The sequence below is a fragment of the Kitasatospora sp. NPDC089913 genome (genome assembly GCF_044748625.1).
In the GTDB taxonomy this organism is placed as follows: domain Bacteria; phylum Actinomycetota; class Actinomycetes; order Streptomycetales; family Streptomycetaceae; genus Kitasatospora.
This window is the reverse complement of sequence record NZ_JBIVGI010000002.1, coordinates 399,878-423,076: the sequence shown is the minus strand read 5'-3', so window position 1 is coordinate 423,076 and position 23,199 is coordinate 399,878. Positions and strand designations below refer to the sequence as shown.

At 77.6% G+C, this 23,199-nt stretch carries 2 protein-coding genes; both read left to right on the top strand.

The genetic code is table 11. The features are described 5' to 3' along the window. Nucleotides 1–242 precede the first annotated feature (242 nt). Nucleotides 243–9,872, top strand: a complete 9,630-nt coding sequence (locus ACIPYS_RS05900; RefSeq protein WP_400743627.1) for a type I polyketide synthase — start codon at nt 243–245, stop codon at nt 9,870–9,872. Further along, entirely contained in the window at nt 9,781–23,088 is a 13,308-nt protein-coding gene (locus ACIPYS_RS05895; RefSeq protein WP_400743624.1) for a type I polyketide synthase, read from the top strand. The genes ACIPYS_RS05900 and ACIPYS_RS05895 overlap by 92 nt, the downstream gene beginning before the upstream one ends. Nucleotides 23,089–23,199: the final 111 nt, after the last annotated feature.

Below are 23,199 nucleotides of genomic sequence, written 5' to 3'. Positions count from 1 at the left end.
CGCGGTCGGGGTCCCGCCCGGCTCGCGGCCGGCTCCCGGCGGTGACGGACCGTCGGCCGGTGGTGACGGGCCGTCGGCGCACCGGGTGCCGACGGCCTCCCGGGGCGGCCGGAGGCCGTTCCCGGCCTGGTCGGAGGCGTCATAGGGGTTCGACAGGGGTTGGCTAGGGGGCCGGTGGGCCGGGTGCCACGGAACGCTGAGGTCCGTCACCCGAGCCGCCGGCCCTCAGGAGTGGAACCACCATGGCGCCCCTGGAACCCCTCGACCCGTCCGTCCCGCAGTCCGGCCCGCCGGAGGCGGTGGCCGTCGTCGGCGCCGCCTGCCGCCTGCCCGGCGCGGCGGACCCCGAGGCGTTCTGGCGGCTGCTCGACACCGGCACCAGCAGTGTCGGCACCGTCCCGCCGGGCCGGTTCGCCGACGCGGCCCGTCCGCGGCTGGCCGCCGGCTGGCTCGACCGGGTCGACCTCTTCGACGCCGAGTTCTTCGGCCTCGCGGCCGGGGAGGCCGCCGCCGCCGACCCGCAGCAGCGGCTCGTCCTGGAACTCGCCTGGGAGGCCCTGGAGGACGCGGGCATCCTCCCCGCCGCCCTGGCCGGGCGGCGGGCCGGCGTCTTCGTCGGCGCCATCGCCGGTGACTGGAGCACCCTCACCACCGGGGCCGACGCGATCACCCGGCACAGCCTCACCGGCGTCAACCGGGGCCTGATCGCCAACCGCGTCTCCCACGCCCTCGACCTGCGCGGCCCCAGCCTCACCGTCGACTCCGCGCAGTCCTCCTCGCTGGTCGCCGTCCACCTCGCGCTGGAGAGCCTGCGCACCGGCGAGTCGGACGTCGCCCTGGTCGCCGGCGTCAACCTCAACCTCGCCCCCGGGTCCACCCTCACCGTCGAGCGGTTCGGCGCCCTGTCGCCCGAGGGCCGCTGCGCCACCTTCGACGCCGGGGCCGACGGCTACGCGCGCGGTGAGGGCGCGGTGCTGCTGGTGCTGAAGCCGCTCGCCCGCGCCGTCGCCGACGGCGACCCGGTGCACGCCGTGCTGCTCGGCAGCGCGGTCAACAGCGACGGCGGGACCGACGGACTCACCGTGCCGAGCGCCGAGGCCCAGGCCGCGGTGATCCGCGCCGCCGCCCGGCGTGCGGACGTCGCCCCCGGCCTGGTCCAGTACGTCGAACTGCACGGGACCGGCACCCGGGTCGGCGACCCGGTCGAGGCGGCCGGCCTCGGTGCCGCGCTGGGCGCGGGCCGCCCGGCGGACCGGCCGCTGCTGGTCGGCTCCGCGAAGACCAATGTGGGCCACCTGGAGGGCGCGGCGGGCCTGGTCGGCCTGCTGAAGACGGTCCTGGCGGTGCGCCACCGCCGACTGCCCGCCAGCCTCAACTTCCGTACGCCCAACCCGGACATCGACTTCGACCGGCTCGGCCTGGCCGTCCGTACCGGGTCCGGTCCGTGGCCGGACCCGCAGGGCCGGCTGATCGCCGGGGTCAGCTCCTTCGGCGTGGGCGGAACCAACGCCCACGTCCTGGTCGCCGACGCCCCGGAGACAGCCCCGGAGACGGCCCCGGGCGCGGCCGGGGGAGGCACCCCGGCGGAGCCGACGCCGTGGCCGGCGCTCTGGCCGCTGTCCGCGCGGACCCCGGCCGGGCTGCGCGAACAGGCCCTCCGCCTCGGGGAGTTCGCGGCCGGGCGGGAGGATCTGGCGCCGGCGGACCTCGGGCGGGCGCTGGCCACCACCCGGACCGCCTTCGAGTACCGGGCCGCCGTCACCGGCACCGACCGGTCCGAGCTGCTCGCCGGTCTGGACGCCCTCGCCGGGGGTGGCCAGCTGCCGGGTCTGGTGCAGGGCCGGGCGGTGCTGCCGTCGCCGCTGTCGGCGTCGGGCGGCACCGTGCTGGTCTTCCCCGGCCAGGGGGCCCAGTGGGACGCCATGGCGCGCGAACTGCTCGACACCGCACCGGTGTTCGCGGCGAAGATCGAGGACTGCGAGCGGGCCCTCGCCCCACACGTGGACTGGTCGCTCGACGCGGTGCTGCGCGGCCGGGCGGGAGCGCCCGGCCTGGACCGGGTCGACGTCGTCCAGCCCGCCCTGTTCGCCGTGATGGTGGCCCTGGCCGCGCTCTGGGAGGCGGCGGGGGTGCGGCCCGATGCCGTGATCGGCCATTCCCAGGGCGAGATCGCCGCCGCGCAGGTGGCCGGCGCGCTCTCGCTGGAGGACGCGGCCGCCGTGGTCGCCCTTCGGTCGCGGGCGATCGCCGGGCTCGGCCTGACCGGCCGGGGCGCGATGGCCGCCGTCCCGCTGCCCGTCGCCGAGGTCGAGGCCGCGATCGCCGCCGTGCCGAACCCGGCCCTGATCGGTGTAGCCGCCGTCAACGGCCCCACCTCGACGGTGGTTTCGGGGGAGCGGGAGGCCGTCGAGGCGCTGGTCGAGCGCTACCGGGCGGAGGGCGTGCGGGCCAAGCTCGTCCCCGTCGACTACGCCTCGCACTCCGCACAGATGGAGCCGCTGCGCGAGTCCCTGCCCGCACTGCTGGCCGGGATCCGCCCGCGCACCGGTGATGTCGCGTTCTACTCGACGCTCACCGGCGGCCGCCTCGACACCGCGGGGCTGGACGGCGGGTACTGGTTCCGCAACCTGCGCGGCACCGTCCGGCTGGACCGGGCCGTGCGGGCCGCCCTGGCCGACGGCCACCGGGCCTTCGTCGAGAGCAGCCCCCACCCCGTACTCACCCTCGGCCTGGGCGAGTTGACGGACGGCGCGGCCGCGGTCACCGGAACGCTGCGCCGCGACCACGGCGGCCTGGACCAGTTCGGCGGCTCCGTCGCCGAGCTGTTCGTGCGCGGCGGCGCGGTCGACTGGCACGCCTGGTCCGGGCCGGGGCAGCGGCTCACCGGGCTGCCGACGTACGCGTTCCAGCGGCGCCGGCTCTGGCTGCCGGACGGCGGGCCGGTCGCGGTGGCGACCGGGCCGGGCCGTCCGGTGACCGAGGAGCCGGTGGCCGTCCCGGAGGCTCCCGCCCCGGACGGGGCGCCCACTGTGGACGAGGCGCCCGCCCTGGACGAGGCCGCCGCCCTGGCCGCCGTCCGCGCGGGCGCGGCGATCGTGCTGGGCGAGCCCGGCGGGGCGGAGGCCGTGGACCCGGACCGCACCTTCAAGGACCTCGGCTTCGACTCCGTCGCCTCGGTCGAGTTCCGCGACCGCCTCGCGGGCTCGGTCGGCCGCGCCCTGCCGACCAGCCTGGTGTACGACCGGCCGACTCCGCGCGCGGTCGCGGCGTTCCTCGCCGCCCGGCCGGACGCCGCCCGGCCGGAGGCCACCGGTGCGGGAGCCCGAGGTGCGGGTGCGGGATCCGGTCCTGCCGCTCACGGAACGGCCGCCGCGCGGGAGGCGGACGACCCGGTCGCCGTGGTCGCCCTCAGCGGTCGCTGGCCGGGCGGCGCCGACACCCCCGAGCAGTTGTGGGAGCTGCTGCGCGACGGCCGGGACGCCATCGGCCCGTTCCCGGAGAACCGGGGCTGGGACCTCGACGCCCTGTTCGACCCGGACGGCGAGCGGCCCGGCACCTCCTACACCCGCCAGGGCGGATTCCTCCACGACGCCGACGAGTTCGACGGCGCCTTCTTCGGCATCCCGCCGCGCGAGGCGGCCGCGACCGACCCCCAGCAGCGGCTGCTGCTGGAGTCCGCCTGGGAGCTGACCGAACGGGCCGGCATCGTCCCGGCGGCCCTGCGCGGCACCCGCACCGGCGTGTTCGTCGGCGTGATGCCGCAGGACTACGGCCCGCGCCTGCACGAGACGCCGCCCGGGTACGAGGGGCACGCCCTCACCGGCACCCTGACCTCCGTCGCCTCCGGCCGGCTCGCTTACGCGCTCGGGCTGGAGGGGCCGGCGATCACCGTCGACACCGCCTGCTCCTCCTCGCTGGTCGCGATCCACCTGGCCGCGCAGGCGCTGCGCGCGGGGGAGTGCGACCTCGCCCTCGCGGGCGGTGCCACGGTGATGTCCTCGCCCGGCATGTTCACCGAGTTCAGCCGTCAGCGCGGCCTGGCCCCGGACGGCCGCTGCAAGCCGTTCGCGGCCGCCGCCGACGGCACCGCCTGGGCCGAGGGCGTCGGGCTGGTGCTGCTGGAGCGGCTCTCCGCGGCCCGCCGCAACGGGCACCGGGTGCTGGCGCTGCTGCGGGGCAGTGCCGTGAACCAGGACGGCGCCTCCAACGGGCTGACCGCCCCCAACGGCCCGGCCCAGGAGCGGGTGATCCGCCAGGCGCTCGACGCCGCCGGTCTCACCCCGGCCGAGGTGGACGCGGTGGAGGCGCACGGCACCGGTACCGCGCTCGGCGACCCGATCGAGGCCCGCGCGCTGCTCGCCACCTACGGGCAGCGGGGCCCGGGCGGACAGCCGGTCCTGCTGGGCTCGTCGAAGTCCAACCTCGGGCACACCCAGGCCGCCGCCGGGGTCACCGGGGTGATCAAGCTGGTCCAGGCGCTGCGGCACGGCGAACTGCCGGGCACGCTGCACCTGGACGCGCCCTCGCCGCACGTCGACTGGTCGGCGGGCAGCGTGGAACTGCTCGACGGGACGCGCGCCTGGCCCGTCACGGGCCGGCCGCGCCGGGCGGCGGTGTCCTCGTTCGGGATCAGCGGCACCAACGCGCACCTGATCCTGGAGGCCGCGCCGGAGGAGCCCGAGCTTTCCGAGGAGCACACGGCGCTGTCCGACGCCCCGCTGCTGCTGTCGGCCCGGACGCCCGCCGCCCTGCGGGCCCAGGCCGCCCGGCTGCTGGACGCGGTCGCGCCCGACGCCCCGGGTGTCGCCCGGGCCCTGGCCACCGGACGCACCCACTTCGCGCACCGGGCCGCCGTCCTGGCCGGCCCGGTCGAGGCCCGCACCGAGGCCCTGCGGGCACTCGCCGAGGGCGAGCAGGACGCGCCCGGCCTGCTCCGGGCCGAGGCCGCCCGCCCGTCCGGACCGGCCTTCCTCTACTCCGGCCAGGGCAGCCAGCGGCCGGGCGCCGGCCGCGAACTGTACGCGGGCGAGCCGGTGTTCCGGGCCGCCGTGGACGAGATCGCGGAGCTGTTCGCCCCGCACCTGGCCACGCCGCTGGCCGAGGTGCTGTTCGCCGAACCCGGCACCGCACCGGCCGCCCTGCTGGACACCACCGCCTACACCCAGCCCGCCCTGTTCACCCTGCACGTGGCCCTGCACCGGCTCGCCGTCCAGGCGTACGGCCTGCGTCCGGAGCGGCTGATCGGCCACTCCATCGGCGAGTTGAGCGCCGCGCACCTGGCCGGTGTGCTCACCCTGCCCGACGCGGTGGCGCTGGTGGCCGCGCGCGGCCGGCTGATGGAGGCGCTGCCCGCGCACGGCGCGATGGCCGCGATCGGGGCCACCGAGGCCGAGGTCGCGCCCGAACTTGCCGCGCTCGCCGACCGGGTGGCGATCGCCGCCGTCAACGGCCCGTCGTCCGTGGTCCTTTCCGGTGACGAGACCGAGGTCCGCCGACTGGCCGAGGACTGGCGGGCACGCGGACGGCGGGTGAAGCTGCTGACGGTCGGCCGGGCGTTCCACTCGCCGCACATGGACGCCGTGCTGGACGAGTTCCGCGCGGTCGCGGAGCGGCTCGACTACCGGGAGCCGCACACCCCCGTCGTCTCCAACCTGCACGGCGGCCTCGCCCGGGCCGGGGAGCTGACCGACCCCGGCTACTGGGTGCGGCACATCCGGGAGGCGGTCCGCTTCCACGACGGCGTGCGCACCCTGGACGGCCTCGGCACCACCGCCTACCTGGAACTCGGCCCCGGCCCCGTGCTGACCGCCCTCGCCGAGGAGGCGCTCGCCGACGCGGACACGGCCCTCCCCGCCCCGCCCGCGCGGGCGATCGCGGCGCTGCTGCGCGCCGACCGGCCGGAGCGGGCGACCGTCGCCGAGGCGCTGGCCCGGCTGCACGTGCACGGGGTGCCGGTCGACTGGGCCGCCGCCCTGCCGGCCGCCCCCGGGGCCGGCCGCCCCGAGCTGCCCACCTACCCCTTCGAACGCCGCCGGCACTGGCTGGACACTCCGGCCGGGCACACTGCCGACGGCCCCGGCGGTCTCGCCCCGACCGGCCACCCGCTGCTCACCGGCGTCACCGAACTCCCCGACGGCGAAGGCTGGTTGTTCACCGGCCGGCTCTCGCTGCGGACCCACCCGTGGCTGGCCGACCACTCCGTGGCCGGTGCCGTCCTGCTGCCGGGCACCGCCTTCCTTGAGCTGGCCGTGCAGGCCGCGCTGCGGTCCGGTGCCGCCCGGGTGGAGACCCTGGACCTGGCCGCGCCGCTGGCCCTGCCGGCCGCCGCGAGGGCGGGGGTGCGGCTCCAGGTGCTGCTGGGCGCCGCCGACGAGGAGGGACGCCGCCCGCTGCGGATCCGCTCCCAGCCCGAGGCCGGGGACTCCGGGGACGCCGACTGGACCACCCACGCGACCGGCGCGGTCGCCGTCGCCCCGGGGGAGCCCGCCGGGCCCGACGCCTCCGCCGGGCCCGCTGCCGCCGATGCCGCCGTGCCGCTCGACCTCGCCGACGCCTACGACCGCCTCGCCGAGCGCGGCTACCACTACGGGCCCGCCTTCCGGGGCCTCACCGCCGCCGCCGTCGACGGCGAGCGGCGCTACGCCGAGGTCACCGCGCCGCCGGTGCTGCCCGCCGTCGGGGCCGAGGCCTACGCCCTCCACCCGGCCCTGCTGGACGCCGTGCTGCACGCCGTCGTGCTGGACGCCGACCGGACGGTGCTGCCGTTCTCCTGGCGGGACGTCACCGTGCACCGAACCGGCACCGGGACCGGCGCCCTGCGGGCCCGGATCACCCCGGCCGGGCCCGACACCGTCGCGCTGGAGCTGACCGACCCGGCCGGGCTGCCGGTCGCTACCGTCGGCGCACTGACCCTGCGTGCCCCGGCCGCCGCCGGCCCGGACTCGCTCCACCGGCTGGACTGGCACCCGCTGACGGCCGCCGACGCCCCGCCCGTCGACTGGGCCCTGCTGGCCGACCCGGCCTCAGCAGCCTCAGCCGCCGAGTCCGCCGAGTCCGCCGAGTCCGCCGCGCCGGTCGACCCGGCCGACCCGGTCGAGGGACAGCCCGTGCTCGCCTCCCTCGCCGGGGCCGCCCCCGGGCAGAGCGTGCTGGCCCCCGTCCGCACCGCCGAACAGGCACTCGCCCTGCTGCACGGCTGGCTGGACGCCACGCACACCGGCACCCTCGCGCTGCTCACCGAGCACGCCGTCGCCACCCACCCCGGCGAGGACGTCCCCGAACCGGCGGCCGGCGCGGTCTGGGGCCTGGTCCGCACCGCCCAGGCCGAACACCCCGACCGCTTCGTCCTGCTGGACACCGACGGCACCCCCGCGAGTCGCGCCGCCCTCGGTGCGGCGCTCGCCGCCGCGCAGCGCACCGCTCCCGAGGGCGAGCCCCAACTCGCGCTCCGCGCGGGGGAGATCCTCGTCCCCAGGATCGGCCGCCCCCGCCCGGGCGACCGGCTCGACCCCGGTGCCGCCGACACCTGGCGGCTCGACACCGCCACCCCCGGCAGCCTGGACTCGCTCGCCCTGCTGCCCGCCCCCGAGGCCCGCCGGCCACTGGCCGCCGGGGAGGTCCGGATCGCCCTGCGCGCCGCCGGCCTCAACTTCCGGGACGTGCTGATCACCCTCGGCCTCTACCCGGGCGGCGCCCGGATCGGCGCCGAGGGAGCGGGTACCGTCCTGGAGACCGGCCCCGGCGTCATCGGACTGCGGCCCGGCGACCGGGTGATGGGCCTGGTGCAGGGCACCCTCGGCCCGGTCGCCGTCACCGACCACCGACTGCTCCTCCCCGTCCCCGAGGGCTGGAGCTGGGCCGAGGCCGCCACCGCCCCGGTCGCCTTCCTCACCGCCTACCACGGCCTCTACGACCTCGCCCGGCTGCGGTCCGGCGAGTCCGTGCTGATCCACGCCGCGACCGGCGGCGTCGGCCAGGCGGCCGTCCAACTCGCCCAGCACGGCGGCTCGGTGGTGCTCGCCACGGCCGGTCCCGGCAAGTGGGGCGTGCTCCGCGGGCTCGGCCTGGTCGGCGACCGGGTCGCCTCCAGCCGCACCCTAGACTTCGAACCGGCCTTCCGCACGGCCACCGGCGGCCGGGGCGTCGACGTCGTCCTCAACGCGCTGGCCCACGAGTTCACCGACGCCTCGCTGCGCCTGCTCGCCCCCGGCGGCCGGTTCGTCGAGATGGGCAAGACCGACCCGCGCGACCCTGCCGTCGTCGCCGCCGACCACGACGGCGCCGCCTACCTGGCCTTCGACCTGTTCGACGTCGACCCCGACCGGATCGCCGCGATCCTCGCCGAACTCGCCGGGCTCTTCGCCGAGGGCGCGCTGCGCCCGCTGCCGGTGCACGCCCAGGACGTCCGGCAGGCCCCGCAGGCGGTGCGCCGGCTGAGCCAGGCCCGGCACACGGGCAAGCTCGCACTGACCCTGCCCGCCCCGCTCGACCCCGAGGGCACCGTGCTCGTCACCGGCGGTACCGGCGCCCTCGGCCGGCTCGTCGCCCGCCGCCTGGTCGACCGGCACGGCGTGCGGCACCTGCTGCTCGCGAGCCGGCGCGGGCCGTCGGCCCCGGGCGTGGCCGAACTGGTCGCCGAACTGGCGCAGTCGGGTGCCGAGGTGACCGTGCGGGCCGCCGACCTCGGCGACCGGGACGCCGTCGCGGAACTGCTCGCGGCCGTCCCCGCCGAGCGCCCGCTGACCGCCGTGGTGCACACCGCCGGAGTACTGGACGACGCCGTGCTCGGCTCGCTCACCGCCGAGCGGCTGCGCACCGTGGGCCGCCCCAAGGCCGACGGCGCCCGGCACCTGCACGAGCTGACCCGCTCCCAGGACCTCGCCGCGTTCGTCCTGTTCTCCTCCGCCGTGGGCCTGCTGGGCAATCCGGGCCAGGCCAACTACGGGGCCGCCAACGCCGAGCTGGACGCGCTGGCGCAGCACCGGACGGTGCGGGGGCTGCCCGCGGTCTCGCTCGCCTGGGGCCACTGGGCGCAGGCCGAGGGCGGTATGGCGGCCGGCCTCGGCGCCGCCGAGCGGGAGCGCCTGGGCGCCACCGGTCTGGCGCCGATGACCGACGAGCAGGCGCTCGCGCTGTTCGACGCCGCGCTCGGCTCCCCGACGGCCGCTCCGGGAACCCGGGGCGTCCCGGACGCCGCCCTGGTGGCGGCCCGGCTCGACCCGGCGGCCGTGCCCGCCGACCGGCTGGCACCGGTGCTGCGCGGACTCGCCCGGCACCGGCCCCGCCCGGCCGCCCGGGGCGGCGCCGACGGCCCGGCCGCGCTGCTGGCCCGACTGGCCGGGCAGCCGGCGGCCGAGCAGGAACGGCAGCTGCTGGCGCTGGTCCGCACCACCGCGGCGGCCGTGCTCGGCCACCCGGACGCGACTGCGATCCGGCCGGAACTCGGCTTCATGGACAGTGAGTTCGACTCCCTCGGAGTGATCGAGCTGCGGAACCGGATCAACACCGCGACCGGTCTGCGACTGCCCACCACCGCCCTCTTCGACCATCCCACCCCGGCCGCCCTCGCCGCCCATCTGCGCGAGCGGCTCGCCCCGGCACCGGCCGAAGCGTCAGCAGCGCCGGCCGGCCCCGCCGACGCGGTCGAACCCGTGGACGCGGCCGTCGAGTTCGACCGGCTGGAGCGCGCCCTGACCGCCCTCGCCGCCGACCCGGCCGCCCGCGCCGGGGCCGTCGACCGGCTCACCGCGCTGCTCGCCGGCCTGACCGGCCCGCCCCCCGGTGAAGGCGACGGCGACCTCGCCACCCGCATCACCGATGTCAGTGACGACGACATCTTCGACTTCATCGACAACGAGCTCGGCATTTCCTGAGAGAGGCACCGCAGAGATGAGCACCAACGAGCAGAAGCTGCGCGACTACCTCAACAAGGTTGCCGCCGAGCTGCACCAGACCCGCCGCCGCCTGCGCGACGCGGAGGCCCGCGCCGCCGTCACCGACACCGCCGCCGACGGCGCGACCGGCCCCGCCGCGGAGGAGCCGATCGCCATCGTCGGCATGGCCTGCCGCTTCCCCGGCGGCGCCGACACCCCCGACGCGCTGTGGCGGCTGGTCACCGAGGAGCGCGACGTCGTCGGCCCCTTCCCGACCGACCGCGGCTGGGATCTCGACCACCTCTACGACCCCGACCCCGACCGGGCCGGCCGCAGCTACGCCCGCGAGGGCGGATTCCTCTACGACGCGGGCGAGTTCGACGCCGACTTCTTCGGCATCTCGCCCCGCGAGGCGCTCGCCGCCGAGCCCCAGCAGCGCCTGCTGCTGGAGACCGCCTGGCAGGCCCTGGAGGACGCCGCGATCGACCCGGAGGCCCTGCGCGGCACCCGCACCGGCGTGTTCGCGGGTGTGATCGCCCAGGAGTACGGGCCGAGCATGCACCACCTGCCCGCCGAGCAGACCGACGGCTACGTCCTCACCGGCACCACCACCTCCGTCGCCTCCGGCCGGATCGCCTACACCCTCGGCCTGGAGGGCCCGGCCGTCACCGTCGACACCGCCTGCTCCTCCTCGCTGGTCGCGCTGCACCTCGCCGCCCGCTCGCTGCGCTCCGGCGAGAGCTCGCTCGCCCTGGCCGGCGGCGCCACCGTGCTCGCCGCGCCGGGCATGTTCATCGAGTTCAGCCGTCAGCGCGGCCTGGCCGCCGACGGCCGCTGCAAGCCCTTCGCCGCCGCCGCCGACGGCACCGGCTGGGGCGAGGGCGCCGGCCTGCTCGTCCTGGAGCGGCTCTCGGACGCCCGCCGCAACGGCCACCGGGTGCTCGCCCTGCTGCGCGGCTCCGCCGTCAACCAGGACGGCCGCTCCAGCCAGCTCACCGCCCCGAGCGGGACCTCGCAGCAGCGGGTGATCCGGGCGGCGCTCGACTCCGCCGGGCTCACCGCCGGGGACGTGGACGTGGTCGAGGCGCACGGCACCGGTACCCGGCTGGGCGATCCGATCGAGGCGCAGGCGCTGATCGCGACCTACGGTGCGGGGCGCAGTGCCGAACAGCCGCTGTGGCTGGGTTCGGTGAAGTCGAACATCGGGCACACCCAGGCGGCGGCCGGTGTGGCGGGTGTGATCAAGTCGGTGCTGGCGATCCGGCACGGGGTGCTGCCGCGCACCCTGCACGTGGATGCGCCGTCGCCGCACGTGGACTGGTCCGCGGGCACGGTCGAGCTGCTCACGGAGCAGCGGGAGTGGCCGGCGCTGCAGCGTCCGCGCCGGGCCGCCGTCTCCGCGTTCGGTGTCTCCGGCACCAACGCCCACGTCATCGTCGAGCAGGCCCCGGCCGAGCAGCCCGCCGCCGACCCGGGCGCGCCCGAGCCCGCCGCCGCCCCCGCCGTCCTCCCGTACGTGCTCTCCGCCCGCACCCCCGAGGCCCTCACCGCCCACGCCGCCCGGATCGCCGACCGGCTGCCCGGCACCCGGCCGGTCGACGCCGCGCACACCCTGGCCACCGGCCGCGCCGCACTCGACGAGCGCGCCGTCGTCGTCGCCCCGGCCGCCGACGCCGCCGGGGCCCTGCGCGCGCTCGACGGCCCCGGCGTCGTCCGCGGCCGGGCCGCCACCCCGGGCCGGACCGTCTTCGTCTTCCCCGGCCAGGGCTCCCAGTGGGCCGGCATGGCCGCCGGACTGCTCGAGACCGAACCCGCCTTCGCCGCCGCGCTCACCCGCTGCGCCGAGGCGCTGGCCCCGCACACCGACTGGTCGCTGCTCGACGTCGTCCGCGGCGCCGCCGACGGCCCCGACCCGGACCGGGTGGACGTCGTCCAGCCGGTGCTGTTCGCGGTGATGGTCTCGCTCGCCGAACTCTGGCGGGCCTACGGCGTCCGCCCGGACGCCGTCGTCGGCCACAGCCAGGGCGAGGTCGCCGCCGCGTACGTCGCGGGCGGTCTCGACCTCGCCGACGCGGCCCGGATCGTCGCCCTGCGGGCCAAGCTGCTGGCCCGGATCTCCCACCGCGGCGGCATGGTCTCGGTGCCGCGCCCGCTCGCCGAGGTCGAGCAGCGGATCGCCGCCTGGCCCGGCCGGCTCTCCGTCGGCGTCGTCAACGGCCCGCAGGCCACCGTCGTCTCCGGCGACCTCGACGCGCTCGCCGAACTCACCGCCGCGTACACCGCCGAGGGCGCCACCGTCCGGCCGGTCAACATCGACTACGCCTCGCACTCCGCCCAGACCGAGGCGCTGCGCGAGGAACTCCTCACCCTGCTCGCCGACCTGCGCCCGCGCACCGGTACCGTGCCGCTGCTGTCCACCGTCACCGGCGACTGGCAGGACACCGCCGCCCTGGACGCCGGCTACTGGTACCGCAACCTGCGCCACACCGTCCGCTTCGAGCAGGCCACCCGCCGGCTCGCGGAGACCGGCCACACCGTGTTCGTCGAGGTCTCCCCGCACCCGGTGCTCACCGGCGCGATCGAGGACACCCTCGACGCCGTGACCCCGGGCGCCACCGCGTCCGCCGTCGTCACCGGCTCGCTGCGGCGCGGGCAGGGCGGCCGCGAGCGCTGGCTCACCTCCGTCGCCGAGCTGTCCGTGCGCGGCGTGGCCGTCGACTGGACGGCCGCCTTCGCCGGCGCCCGGCCCGCACACGCCGAGCTGCCCGGCTACCCGTTCCAGCGGCAGCGCTACTGGCTGGACGCCAGCCGCTCCCCGGAGCTGGCCGCCGCCCCGGGCGGGCCCGCCGGGGACAGCGTGTTCTGGGACCTGGTCGGCGAGCAGGACGCCGGCCGCCTCGGCGAGGCGATCGGGGTGGACGGCGACCGGCTGGTCCCCGTGCTGCCCGCACTCGCCTCCTGGTGGGACCGGCGCCGCGCCGCCACCGCCGCCGACGGCTGGCGGTACCGCGTCGTCTGGCGGCCGGTCGGCACCCCGGCGGCGACCGCGACCGCCGCGGGGGGCCGCTGGCTGCTCGTCCTGCCGGAGGGCCTGGACGAGGCTCTCGACCCGGCCCGCCACCCGTGGGCCGACGCGCTCACCGAGGCGCTCGGCGCGCTCGGCGCCACCGTGGCGACTCTCACGGCCGGCGCCGACCGGCCCGCCCTGGCCGCCGAACTGGCCCGGCTGACCGCCGCGGACGGCCCGCTCAGCGGCGTCGTCTCGCTGCTCGCCCTGCGCCCCGGCGCCCACCCCGAGCACCCCGAGCTGCCCTGGGCGCACGCCGCCCAGGTGGCCCTGGCCCAGGCCCTCGACGACGCGGCCGCGCCCGCCCCCGTCTGGTACCTCACCCGGGGCGCCGTCAGCACCGGGCCCGCCGACTCCGCGACCGACCCCGTCACCGCCCCCGAGCAGGCCCTGACCTGGGGCTTCGGGGCGATCCTGGCCGCCGAGCAGCCCGCCCTGCACGGCGGTCTGCTCGACCTGCCCGCCGAGCCCGACCGGCACACCTGGCAGCAGGTCGCCGCCCTGGTCACCGACCGCTCGCCCGACCGGGAGAGCGAACTCGCCCTGCGCCCGGCCGGCGCCTTCGCCCGCCGGCTGGCCCCCGCCGCGCCGTCCGCCCCGGCGGAGCAGCCCTGGGAGCCGCGCGGCACCACCCTGATCACCGGCGGCACCGGCGCGCTCGGCGGCCACGTCGCCCGCTGGCTGGCCGCGCGCGGCGCCGAACACCTGCTGCTGGTCGGCCGGCGCGGGGCCGAGGCGCCCGGCGCCGCCGTGCTGGAGGCCGAACTCGCCGCCCTCGGCGCCCGGGTGACCTTCGCCGCGGCCGACGTCGCCGACCGCGAGCAGCTCGCGGCCGTGCTCGCCGGGATCCCCGCCGACCTGCCGCTCGGCGCCGTCGTCCACACCGCCGCCGCCCTGCACGACGGACTGCTCCCCACCCTCGGCGCCGACCGGCTCGCCGCCGCCCTGCGCGCCAAGGCGGGCGCCGCCCGGCTGCTGCACGAACTCACCGCGGACCTGCCGCTGACCGCGTTCGTCCTGTTCTCCTCGCTCGCGGGCGTCGCCGGGATCCCCGGCCAGGCCAACTACGCGCCCGGCAACGCCTACTTGGACGCCCTCGCCGCCGAGCGCCGGGCCGCCGGACTGCCCGCCACCTCGATCGCCTGGGGCCACTGGGCGGGCGCCGGGATCGCCGCCGACGGCGCCGAACGGCAACTGCTCCGGCACGGGCTCGCCTCGCTGCCGCCCGCGCAGGCCGTCGAACTGCTCGGTGCCGCACTGGACCTGGGCGAGAGCCACCTCGTGGTCGCCGACGTCGACTGGGCGGCGCTCTTCCGGGGCCGGGACCAGCGCCTGGTGGCCGAACTGCTGCCCCGCGACGGCGCGGACGGTCCGGCCCACCGGGACGGCGGAGACGTGTCCACCGGGGCCGACCTCGTCGTCCGGCTCGGCGCGCTGCCCGCCGCCGAGCGCCGCCGCAGCCTGCTCGGCGTCGTCCGGGCCGAGGCCGCGGCCGTGCAGCGGCACCGCTCGGCGGACGCCGTCGACCCGGCCCGGGCCTTCCAGCAGCAGGGCTTCGACTCGCTGACGGCCGTCGAGTTCCGCAACCGCCTCGGTGCGGTCACCGGCCGCCGCCTGCCCGCGACCGCGGTCTTCGACCACCCGACGCCCGCCGCGCTCGCGGACTGGCTGGCGGACGAGCTGTGGGGCGCGGCCGACGCCGACCCGCAGGCCGGCTCCCGGGCCGACCGGACGGCCGCCCCGGCCCCCGGCACGGCTGTGGACACCGATCCGATCGTCATCGTCGGCATGGCCTGCCGCTACCCGGGCGGTGTCGCCTCGCCGGAGGACCTCTGGCGGCTGGTGGCCGACGGCGTCGACGCACTGACCGAGTTCCCGGCCGACCGGGGCTGGGACCTCGACGCCCTGTACGCGCCCGACGACCCCGACCGGCCCGGCACCTCCTACTCCCGGCACGGCGGATTCCTCGACGGCATCGGCGAGTTCGACGCCGAGTTCTTCGGCGTCCCGCCGCGCGAGGCCCCCGCGATCGACCCCCAGCAGCGGCTGCTGCTGGAGACCACCTGGGAGCTCTTCGAGCGGGCCGGCCTCGACCCGACCGCCCTGCGCGGCAGCCGGACCGGAGTCTTCGCCGGCATCTCCGGCCGCGACTACGCGAGCGGCGCCCAGCAGGTCCCGGCGGAGCTGGAGGCCTACCTCGGCATCGGCAACGCGGGCAGCGTGGCCTCGGGCCGGATCTCCTACACCTTCGGGTTCGAGGGCCCGGCGGTGACCGTCGACACGGCCTGCTCCTCCTCGCTGGTGGCGCTGCACCTGGCCGCGCAGTCGCTGCGCTCCGGCGAGTCTGACCTCGCCGTCGCCGGCGGCGTGCTGCTGATGACCACCCCGACCACCTTCGTCGAGTTCTCCCGCCAGCGCGCGATGTCGCCCGACGGGCGCTGCAAGGCGTTCGCGGCGGGTGCGGACGGGACGGGCTGGGCGGAGGGTGTGGGTCTGCTGCTGGTGGAGCGGCTGTCGGACGCGCGGCGCCACGGTCACGAGGTGCTGGCGGTGCTGCGCGGTAGTGCGGTCAACCAGGACGGTGCCTCCAACGGCCTCACCGCGCCCAGCGGTCCTTCGCAGCAGCGGGTGATCCGGGCGGCACTGGCAAACGCGGGCCTGGCGCCCGACGAGGTCGACGTGGTGGAGGCGCACGGCACGGGCACCACTCTGGGCGACCCGATCGAGGCGCAGGCGCTGATCGCGACCTACGGGCAGGAGCGTTCGCCGGAACGGCCGTTGTGGCTGGGTTCGGTGAAGTCGAACATCGGTCACACCCAGGCTGCGGCGGGTGTGGCGGGTGTGATCAAGTCGGTGCTGGCGATCCGGCACGGGGTGCTGCCGCGCACTCTGCACGTGGATGCGCCGTCTCCGCACGTGGACTGGTCGGCGGGCACGGTGGAGCTGCTCACGGAGCAGCGGGAGTGGCCGGCGCTGGAGCGTCCGCGCCGGGCCGCGGTGTCCGCGTTCGGTGTCTCCGGCACCAACGCGCACGTGATCGTCGAGCAGGCGCCGGTGGAGGAGTCCACGACGGCGACGACTGTGGTGCCGACGGTGGACGGTGCGCTGCTGCCGTTCGTGGTGTCGGCGCGTTCGCCCGAGGCGCTGCGCGAACAGGGCAACCGGGTGGCCGAGTTGGCGCTCACCGCCGATCCGGCGGAGCTCGCCCAGTCGCTGGCCGTGGGCCGCGCGGCGTTGGAGGAGCGGGCGGTGGTGCTGGGGGACGCGGCGTTGCTGCGTGATCCCGAGGGCGCGGACGTGGTGCGGGGTGTGGCGGGTTCGGGTGGTCTGGCGTTCCTGTTCTCGGGCCAGGGTTCCCAGCGGGTGGGTATGGGGCGGGAGTTGTATGCGTCGCAGCCGGTCTTCGCGGGGGCTTTCGATGCGGTGGCCGAGGCCCTGGGTCTGCCGTTGGCGGAGGTGATCGAGTCCGGCGAGGGGCTGGACGGCACGGGGTGGACGCAGCCGGCGTTGTTCGCGGTGGAGGTGGCGCTGTTCCGCCTGTTGGAGTCGTGGGGCGTGCGGCCGGACTTCGTGGCGGGTCATTCGATCGGTGAGCTGGCGGCGGCGCACGTGGCGGGGGTGCTGTCGCTGGAGGACGCGGCGGTGCTGGTGGGTGCCCGTGCGCGGTTGATGCAGGCCCTGCCCGGTGGCGGGGCGATGGTCGCGCTGGAGGCGACCGAGGAAGAGGTGCGGGCCGTGCTGGTGGACGGTGTGGACGTCGCGGCCGTCAACGGGCCCCGCTCGGTGGTGGTTTCGGGTGACGAGGCGGCCGTCGAGAGTGTCAGGGAGCGCTTCGCGGACCGCCGTACCCGCCGCCTTCGGGTCAGTCACGCGTTCCACTCGGCGCACATGGACGGCATGCTGGACGAGTTCCTCGCCGTCGCCGAGTCCCTGACCTTCCGTCGCCCCGAGATCCCGGTGGTCTCCAACCTCACCGGCCGGGTGGCGAGTTCGGAGGAGATCACCGATCCGGAGTACTGGGTGCGCCAGGTCCGCGGGGCCGTGCGCTTCGCCGACGTGGTCACCACCCTGGCCGCCGAGGGCGCTACGACCTTCGTCGAACTCGGCCCCGACGGCACCCTCACCGGCCTCGTCGGCGCCGTTCTGGACGACACCGTCACCGCCGTCCCGGTCCTGCGCCGCGAGCGCCCCGAGCAGCGGACGGCGCTGACGGCGCTCGCCCGGATCCACGTCCAGGGCCACCGGGTCGACTGGACCGCCCTGTTCGGCGGCGGGCACCGCCCGAGGCTCGCCCTGCCGACCTATCCGTTCCAGCGCCGCCGCTACTGGCTGGAGCCCGCCGCCCGGACCGCCGCCGACGCGCGCGGACTCGGCCTGACGGCCGTCGAGCACGCCGTGCTCGGCGCGGCCGTCACCCCGGCCGACTCGGCGGGTGTGCTGCTCACCGGCAGCCTCTCGCTCGCCACCCACCCCTGGCTCGCCGACCACGTGGCGCTGGGCACCGTCCTGGCGCCCGGTGCGGCCCTGGTCGAGCTGGCGATCCGGGCGGGCGACGAGGTGGGCGCGAGTACCCTGGACGAGCTGGTGGTCGAGGCCCCGCTCGTGCTGACCGAGCGCGGCACCCTGCAGCTGCACGTGGCGGTCGGCGCGCCGGACGGGGCCGGCGGGCGTCCGGTGACGATCCACTCCCGGCCGTCGGAGGCCGCCGGGGACGGCGCCTGGACCCGGCACGCGAGCGGTCTGCTGTCCGCCGACCGGTCCGGCGCGGCCGCGCCCACCGTCCGGGCGCCCGCCGACGGCGCCGAACACCTCACCCCCGAGGAGGCGTACGAGCTGCTGGCCGCCGTCGGGCTGGACTACGGTCCGGCCTTCCGCGGGCTGCGCGAGGTCTGGCGGGACGGCGCGACGCTGCACGCGCACGCCGTCCTGCCGCAGCCCCTGGCCGGGGACGCCGCCCGGTTCGGCCTGCACCCCGCGCTGCTGGACGCCGCCGCCCAGCTGCCCGCCCTCGACGGCGCGGAGCGCGACCCCGCCGACGGCGACCCGGCCGCCGCCCGCACCCGCCGGCTGCCGTTCGCCTACCGGGGCGTCACCCTGCACGCCGCCGCCGCGACCGAGCTGCGGGTCCTGGTCACCGCGACCGGAGCCGACTCCTACCGCCTGGAAGCCACCGATCCGGCCGGTCGGCCCGTGATCACCGTCGAATCGCTGGTCACCCGGCCGGTTCCCACCGACGGCCCGGGCGCCGGGCCCGCCGTGGGCCGGGACACCCTGTTCGCCGTCGAGTGGCCGGAGGTGGCGGTCGCTGACGCGGCCGACGCGCTGCCGGGCGAGGTGCTGCGGGTGGACGGGGACGTGACCGGGACCCTGGTCGCCCTCCAGGAGTGGCTGGCGCAGGACGACGGTGCCGGAGCGCCGCTGGTGGTGCTGACGCGGCAGGCCGTGGCGGTCGACGGTTCGGAGACGCCGGACCTGACCGCCGCCCCGGTGTGGGGTCTGGTGCGGTCGGCGCAGTCGGAGAGTCCGGGCCGGATCGTGCTGGTCGACACCGACGGCACCGGGGCCTCGGAAGCCGTACTCGCGGCGGCCGTGGCCGGCGGCGAACCGCAGCTCGCCCTGCGCGAGGGCCGGGCGCGGGTGCCGCGGCTGGCCCGGGTGGCCGCCTCCGACGTCGAGGCCCGGGCCTGGGACCCGGAGGGCACGGTGCTGATCACCGGAGGCACCGGGACCCTCGGCGCCCTGCTGGCCCGGCACCTGGTCACCGAGCGCGGCGCCCGCCACCTGCTGCTGCTCTCCCGCCGCGGCATCGACGCGCCCGGCGCGGCCGAGCTGCACACCGAACTCACCGCCCTCGGCGCCACGGTGACCGTCACGGCCGCCGACACCGCCGACCGCGAGGCCCTCGCCGCCGCCATCGCGGCCGTCCCCTCCGCCCACCCGCTGACCGCCGTGATCCACACCGCCGGCGTCCTCGACGACGGCGTGCTGACCGCCCTCACCCCCGAGCGCCTGGCCGCCGTCCGGGCCCCCAAGGCCGACGGCGCCCGCCACCTGCACGAACTCACCCGGTCCCACGACCTGGCCGCCTTCGTCCTCTACTCCTCCGTCGCCGCCACTCTCGGCAGCCCGGGGCAGGCGAGCTACGCGGCCGCGAACACCTACCTGGACGCGCTCGCCGCCCACCGGCGCGCGATCGGCCTGCCCGCCCAGTCCCTGGCCTGGGGGCAGTGGGCCGAGACCAGCGGCATCACCGAGCACCTCAGCGCCACCGACCACGCCCGGCTGGCCCGGTTCGGCATCCGGCCGATCGGCTCCGCCGAGGGCATGCGCCTGTTCGACGCCGCCCAGCGGCTGGGCGACCGGGCGGCCCTGGTACCGGCCCCGCTCGACCTCGCGGCCGTGCGGGCGCAGCAGGACCGGACCCGGCACGAGGTGCCGCCGCTGCTGCGCGGCCTGGTCCGGCCCGCCCGGCGAACCGCCGGCGCCGCACTGCCCGGCACCGCCGCCGCAGCCCCCGGCACGGACGGCCGGGCCGCGCTCGCCCAGCGGCTCGCCGCCCTGCCCGACGACGCCGAGCGGCAGGCCGAGCTGCTCCGGCTGGTCCGCGCCGAGGTGTCCGCCGTGCTCGGCACCGAGGCCGAAGCGGTCGGCGCCCGGCGGTCGTTCACCAGCATCGGCGTGGACTCGCTGTCCGCCGTCGAGCTGCGCAACCGGGTCGCGGCCGCCACCGGCCTGCGGCTGCCGGCCACCCTGGTCTTCGACCACCCCAGCCCGACCGCGCTCGCCGAGCACCTGCGGGCCGAACTGGTCGGCGCCACCGCCGAGGTGAGCCCCGCCGCCGCTGCCGGGACCGCCCCCGCCGTCGGCATCGCCACCGCCGTCGAGGACGACCCGGTCGTCATCGTCGGCATGGCCTGCCGCCTGCCCGGCGGCGTGGCCACCCCGGACGACCTGTGGCGGCTGGTGAGCGAGGGCCGGGACGCCGTCACCGACTTCCCGGACGACCGCGGCTGGGACCTCGACGCGCTCTACGACCCGGACCCCGACAAGCCCGGCACCTCCTACACCCGGCACGGCGGGTTCCTCGACCGGCCGGCCGAGTTCGACGCCGAGTTCTTCGGCATCTCGCCGCGCGAGGCCCTCGCCACCGACCCGCAGCAGCGGCTGCTGCTCGAGACCACCTGGGAGGCGCTGGAGAGCGCGGGCATCGACCCGACGGCCCTGCGCGGCAGCCGGACCGGTGTCTTCGCGGGCGTGATGTACCACGACTACGCGCCGCGGGTCCGCGAGGTGCCGGCCGAACTGGAGGGCTGGCTCGGCAACGGCACCGCCGGAAGCGTGGCCTCCGGCCGGATCTCCTACTCCTTCGGCTTCGAGGGCCCGGCGGTGACCGTGGACACCGCCTGCTCCTCCTCGCTGGTGGCGCTGCACCTGGCCGCCCAGTCGCTGCGCTCCGGCGAGTGCGACCTCGCGCTCGCCGGCGGGGTGGCCGTGATGTCCACCCCGACCACCTTCGTCGAGTTCTCCCGGCAGCGGGCCCTGTCGGCCGACGGCCGCTGCAAGGCGTACGCGAACGCCGCGGACGGCACCGGCTGGGGCGAGGGCGTCGGGCTGCTGCTGGTCGAGCGGCTCTCCGACGCGCGCCGCAACGGTCACCCGGTGCTCGCGGTGGTCCGCGGCAGCGCCGTCAACCAGGACGGCGCCTCCAACGGCCTGACCGCGCCCAGCGGTCCCGCTCAGCAGCGGGTGATCCGCCAGGCGCTGGAGCGGGCCGGGCTCGGTGCGGCCGACGTGGACGCGGTCGAGGGCCACGGCACCGGCACCACCCTCGGCGACCCGATCGAGGCCCAGGCCGTGATCGCCACCTACGGGCAGCAGCGACCGGCCGAACAGCCGCTCTGGCTCGGCTCGTTGAAGTCCAACATCGGCCACACCCAGGCCGCGGCCGGTGCGGCGGGCGTGATCAAGATGGTCCAGGCGATCCGGCACGGGGTGCTGCCGCGCACCCTGCACGTGGACGAGCCCTCGCCGTACGTGGACTGGTCGGCGGGCGCCGTCGAGCTGCTCACCGAGCAGCGGGACTGGCCGGAGCTGGGGCGGCCGCGCCGCGCGGCCGTGTCCTCCTTCGGGGTGTCCGGCACCAACGCCCACGTGATCATCGAGCAGGCCCCGGACCCGGCGCCGGTCGCCGCCGAGGCCACCGACGACGCCGACGCGCCCGGCCCGCTGCCCTACCTGGTCTCCGCCCGGACCCCGGCCGCGCTGCTCGCCCAGGCCGCCCAGGTGGCGGAGCTGCTCCCGGCGCCCGACGGCCGGGACCTCGACGTCGCGCACGCCCTCGCCACCGCCCGCGGCGCGCTGGAGGAACGGGCCGTCGCCGTCGGCGATCCGGAGGCCCTGCGGGCGCTCGCCGCCGGGGACCCGGCCGCCGCCCTGGTCACCGGCACCGCCGACGTCAGCGGCCGCACGGTGTTCGTCTTCCCCGGCCAGGGCTCGCAGTGGGCCGGCATGGCCGTCGAACTCCTCGACACCGCGCCGGTGTTCGCCGCCAGGATCGAGGAGTGCGCGGCCGCGCTGGCCCCGCACACGGACTGGTCGCTGCCGGACGTGCTGCGCGGTGCCCCCGGCGCCCCCGGACTGGACCGGGTGGACGTCGTCCAGCCGGTGCTGTGGGCGGTGATGGTCTCGCTGGCCGAGCTGTGGCGGTCGCACGGGGTGCGGCCGGACGCCGTGGTCGGCCACAGTCAGGGCGAGATCGCGGCCGCGGTGGTCGCGGGCGGCCTCTCGCTCGCCGACGGCGCCCGGGTGGTGGCCCTGCGCAGCCGGGCGATCCTGGCGCTGGCCGGCGCCGGCGGCATGGCCTCGGTGGCCCTGCCCGCCGCCCGGGTGGCGGAGCGGATCGCCGACCGCGGCGACCGGCTCTCGATAGCCGTGGTCAACGGCCCGGCGGCGACCGTGGTCTCCGGCGAGCCGGCGGCGCTGGCCGAACTGGTCGACGCCTACCGGGCGGAGGGCGTCCGGGCCCGCACGATCCCGGTCGACTACGCCTCGCACTCCGCCCAGGTGGACGGCCTGCGGGAGGAGCTGGTGGAGCTGCTGGCCCCGGTCCGGCCGCGCACCGGCACCGTGCCGCTGCTGTCCACCGTCACCGGCGACTGGTTCGACACGGCCGGGCTGGACGCGGAGTACTGGGTGACCAACCTGCGCGAGACGGTCCGTTTCGAGGAGGCCACCCGGCGCCTCGCCGAGGACGGCCACACCGTGTTCGTCGAGGTGTCCCCGCACGGCGTGCTGACCGTGCCGATCGAGGACACCCTCGCCTCCGTCGGCGCCGGAAAGCGCTCGGTGGTGGCGGGCACGCTCCGCCGCGACCACGGCGGGCCGGACCGGTTCCTGCTCTCCGCCGCCGAACTGTGGGTGCGGGGCGTGGCGTTCGACTGGTCGGCCGTCTTCGCCGGGACCGGTCCGCGACCGGTGGCCCTGCCCACCTATCCGTTCCGGCGGCAGCGCTACTGGCTGGACGCGACCGTCACCAATACGACGGTGGCCGGATCGGTGGCAGCCGCGACCGGCACCGGCGGCGCGGCCGCCGGGCCCGCGCCCTGGCTGCTCAGGCTGGAGGGCGCGGACGGTCCGGAGGCGCGGGAGGCGGTGCTGCTCGACCTGGTCCGCCGGGAGGCCGCGGCCGTGCTCGGCCACGCCGGAATCGCCGCCGTCGCCGCCGACCGGGCCTTCCGCGAACTGGGGCTGACCTCGCTCACCGCCGTCGAACTGCGCAACCGGATCGGCGCCGGCACCGGTCTGGAGCTGCCCGCGACGCTGGTCTTCGACCACCCGACCCCGGCCGCCGTCGCCGCCCACCTGCTCACCGAACTCCCGGACCCCGAGCGGGTGCCGGTGGGTGCGGAGCCCGACCCGGACGCGGCCCTGGCCGCCCTGGAACGGTCCCTGGCCGGACCGGCGGGACCCGAGGGGGAGCGGGCCTCGGTGCTCGCCCGGCTGAAGGCGCTGGTGGACCGCTGGGACACCGGCCGGAGCGACGGGGCCGACGCGGAGGACGGCGGGGACCTCGACGACCTGGACCTGGAGAACGCTACGGACGAGGAGCTGTTCGCCCTGATGGACCGCGACGCCTCCCCGTCCGCCTGACCCCTCTGCCGTCCGCCTTCCCCGACGGCCGCCCCTCGCGGCGGCCGTCGGGCCCCCACCCGCCAGCACCCGTACGACCGCACCTGCGAGAGGCACCGATGTCCAACGACC